The organism is Rubrivirga sp. (assembly GCF_049648075.1).
Classification (GTDB): domain Bacteria; phylum Bacteroidota; class Rhodothermia; order Rhodothermales; family Rubricoccaceae; genus Rubrivirga.
This window is the reverse complement of the sequence record NZ_JBARYR010000374.1, coordinates 1-3,286: the sequence shown is the minus strand read 5'-3', so window position 1 is coordinate 3,286 and position 3,286 is coordinate 1. Positions and strand designations below refer to the sequence as shown.

The window sequence follows — 3,286 nt, the reverse complement described above, 5'->3', positions numbered from 1 at the left end:
AGCTCCGCCTGATGTACGAGGCGAACCCGATGGCGTTCATCGTGGAGCAGGCCGGCGGACGCGCGGAGACGGGCGACGGCCCCGTCCTCGACGTGAAGCCGGGCGCGCTGCACGACCGGTGCCCGGTCTACATCGGGAGCCCGTCGATGGTGGCCGACGCCATGGACTTCCTCCAAGGCGAGCGGACGAGCCGCGATTAGGGGTTCGGGGTTCCCGACCTCGAGGCCCGAGCTCTCGAGGAAGAGCCCGTCCCCGTATCGTCATTCTGAGCGGAGCGCAGCGGAGTCGAAGAATCTCGACGCGCCACGGCCTGCTATGGTGTCGGTGTTCGTCCTCGAGGTCGCTACAGCCGGACGCCGACCGCCACGCGGCGGCGGCTCGCGTCGCCGAAGCCGTGCGTGCCCTCGAGGTAGACGCGTCCGACCTCGAGGCCGAGACCGGCGACGGCGTCGGTCCAGGCCGACTGGACCTCGAGGTCGGGACGCGCGATCCGCTCGAGCTCGGTCACCAACCCGGCCTTGGCATACGGTCGGAGCCGGCCCGGCCGGTCCCAGTAGCCGACGACCTCGAGGCCGAGCCGGTACACGCTGGCATCGCCCACACCCTCGCTGGTGGCGTCGCTGTAGAACGCGACGGCGAACGGGAGGTCGTCGACGAACACGGCATCGCCGGAGACGCGTAGCCCGAGCGAGGCGGCCGGGCCGACGGACCACCCGGCCTCGAGGCCGATTCCTGCCGATGGGGCTCCGTACGCGATGTCGTAGCCAGCGTTGGGGCGGACGTGGACCTGGGACGCCGCAGTGGCGGCGGTGAGGACGAAGGCGAGGAGAAGCCGCATCGCACAGGGGATGGGAAAGGCTCGAGAGTACGCCGACGGGCTCTCCGACCTCGAGGCCGAATCCCGTACCCCACGGAAGCACCGCCTCGGCCTCAAGGCCGGATATCAGCGAATGCCCCCAGAGACGCGGCACCAATGCTGTTCGTGATTCCGCAGACGGGTAGGGAGGGCTACCGAATCGATCAGACGCAGAGCGGCCCGCCCCGGCGTCGTGCCAGAGCGGGCCACAAGCCATCATGAGGCGAGAGCTCTAGAAGCGGTATCCAGCGCGGATGCGGAGTCCTTCAACGCCGCTCAGGCCGAGACCGCCCTCAACGAAGAACTGCGTGAACTCAGCGCCGCCACCGATGTTGATCGCGAGCTCTGTGTTCGAGTTGCTGTCGCTCACGCCACCAATCTCGACGCTGGTTCTGGCGAACTCGATGCCGGCGCCGGCCTTGACATAGGGGCTGAAGTTGGAGTCCGGTCCGAGCTCAAAGCGGCCGATCAGGTCGGCCTGCGCGCGGATGAACTGCGTGTCGACATCAACGCCGGCGAACCCTGCCCCAAAGTCGTCAGCGAACACGTACTCGATGAGCGGACGGATGGATGGGGTGAGTGGCAAGTTCTCGAGCGGAGCGCCGACCTCGAAGGCGAGTCCGACCGAGAGGCCCGAAAGCTCGAGGTCGTATCCGACGAGAGGCGAGAAGCTGGTTTGGGCCTGGGCGGGGACCGCGATCGCGAGAGCGAGGCCGGCGGCGAGAAGCAGAGAGCGCATGTTGAATTGGGGGGTGGAGGGTCGGCCTGTTGTATCAGGGGCCGTCACACACGATACGTGATTTCAGCCAGACCGCCGTCATGGGCGCTCAACCTTTTCGCCGGCTTCTCCAATGAACAGTGTTCTCGGGGGCGCCCTGACGCGCCGGCTCGCAAGAACCCCGGCCTCGAGGTCGGGTACGTCGGGCTCAACGCCACTGACCCGTGACCGACGTCCCGCCCGTCCCCGCTGCCGACCCGCCGTTCCGACGGCAACGTCCGCTCGACCTGACGTTTCAAGGCTTCCCGGACGAAGGCTTCGCCGCCCTCCAAGCGCTCAAGGCCGAGCCGCACATCGGGACGTACCGCGAACTCAAGCCCGTCCTCGACGCGTCGGTGACGGCCCCGTTCAAGCGATACCGCGACGACCTGGCACTGAACTGGGTGATCCCGAACGCCATCCCGTTCCAGACGGAAAAGAACGTCTTCAGCCGGATCCTGAAAAACGACTTCGGCCGCGGCGGCTCGCACAGCCACCTGTGGATGAGCTTCTACCGCCTGCCCCGCAAACGGTTGACGGACATCCAACTCAGCCACGCCGTCTACTCGGACGGCTTCCGGTGGGGGCTCTACATCGGCGAGTACGCCAAGGGCCTGTTCAAGCCCGCCCGGTCGAGGCTCACCGATGAACCCGGCGACTCGCTCCCGATCTTGAACGACCTGCTCGAGCGGGGCTACCGGCTCGCGTTCGCCCCGCACGTCACCAAGCCCGAAGGGCGCCCCGAGTTCACCGACGTCCTCGAGGACGTGCCCGACGGACTGGCGCGGGCCAAGGGCATCTGGGTCATGCGCAAGATCCCGCGCGCCGAGGTCAACGCTCTCGGACCGGACCTCGTCGGTGCGGCCATCGACGCCCAGGAGGAGCTGTGGCCTCTCTACCGGTTCTTGGCCGAGGCCGCGGACGGCGAGTCCGTAGCCTGAGGCTCTACAACATCTCCCACAGACTCTCAGACATGGACATCCAGCCCCTCCTCGACGCCGCCACCTTCAACAGCGACGGCTTGGTCGCCGCCATCGCCCAGGACGACGCGACCGGCGACGTGCTGATGCTCGCCTACATGAACCGCGAGACGTTGCAGATGACGCTCGAGACGGGCGTGATGACCTACTGGAGCCGCTCGCGCCAGAAGGTCTGGAAAAAGGGCGAGACGTCCGGCAACGTCCAGAACGTGGTCCAGGCCTTCGTCGACTGCGACGGCGACGCGATCCTGTTCCGCGTCAACCAGGTCGGCGACGCGGCGTGCCACACGGGCCACCGGAGCTGTTTCTACCGCCGCGTCGAGGACGGCGCGCTCGAGACGATCGGCACGCCGGTGTTCGACGCGGACTCGGTCTACAAGTAGCCGTCCTCGAGGGCGCTACCGGACGGAGTGCCCTCGAAAGGTCGTCGCCGACGTCAGCGTCACGACGTACTGGCGCAGGCGCCGGCGCTGGCGGACGGTGAACTCGGCCGTGTAGCTGCTGGGCAGGTCGATGCCGGCGACGCGGGTGTAGCGCGCGTCGCGCTCGATGCGACCGCCTCGAGGGCGGTCTCCGTCCGTTTGGAGACGGAGCAGCCGGCCGTCGCTCTGGGCGAACCAGGCCTGGGCGCGGTCCGTGCCTCGCCGCGTCTCGACCTCGAGGTCGACGCGCCACGCGCGGACGCTCCCGACG

At 68.1% G+C, this 3,286-nt stretch carries 4 protein-coding genes and 2 pseudogenes; 3 read left to right on the top strand and 3 right to left on the bottom strand.

The genetic code is table 11. The annotated features are described in order from the left end of the window. Window positions 1-200: pseudogene (locus tag WBA11_RS10910) on the top strand (class 1 fructose-bisphosphatase); the annotation flags it as partial. A 143-nt stretch (window positions 201-343) separates the two neighbouring features. Here WBA11_RS10910 and WBA11_RS10905 read toward each other — a convergent pair. Together WBA11_RS10905 and WBA11_RS10900 are read right to left on the bottom strand one after the other, a co-directional pair. Beyond that, window positions 344-838: a hypothetical protein gene (locus tag WBA11_RS10905; protein ID WP_424520716.1), complete on the bottom strand. Its 495-nt coding sequence runs from the start codon at window positions 836-838 to the stop codon at window positions 344-346. Window positions 839-1,088: 250 nt separating this feature from the next. Beyond that, window positions 1,089-1,595 (bottom strand): hypothetical protein, encoded by a 507-nt coding sequence (locus WBA11_RS10900; protein ID WP_424520715.1) that lies wholly within the window; start codon window positions 1,593-1,595, stop codon window positions 1,089-1,091. A 203-nt stretch (window positions 1,596-1,798) separates the two neighbouring features. Here WBA11_RS10900 and WBA11_RS10895 point away from each other — a divergent pair, with 203 nt between their 5' ends. Further along, complete coding sequence (locus WBA11_RS10895; RefSeq protein ID WP_424520714.1) at window positions 1,799-2,554, top strand: hypothetical protein; 756 nt, start codon at window positions 1,799-1,801, stop codon at window positions 2,552-2,554. 32 nt (window positions 2,555-2,586) lie between these two features. Beyond that, on the top strand, window positions 2,587-2,976 hold the full coding sequence (gene hisI, locus WBA11_RS10890; RefSeq protein ID WP_424520713.1) for a phosphoribosyl-AMP cyclohydrolase: 390 nt from the start codon (window positions 2,587-2,589) through the stop codon (window positions 2,974-2,976). Between the two features lie 15 nt (window positions 2,977-2,991). Here the strand turns inward: hisI and WBA11_RS10885 are convergent. Further along, a pseudogene (locus WBA11_RS10885) lies at window positions 2,992-3,286 on the bottom strand (hypothetical protein); the annotation flags it as partial.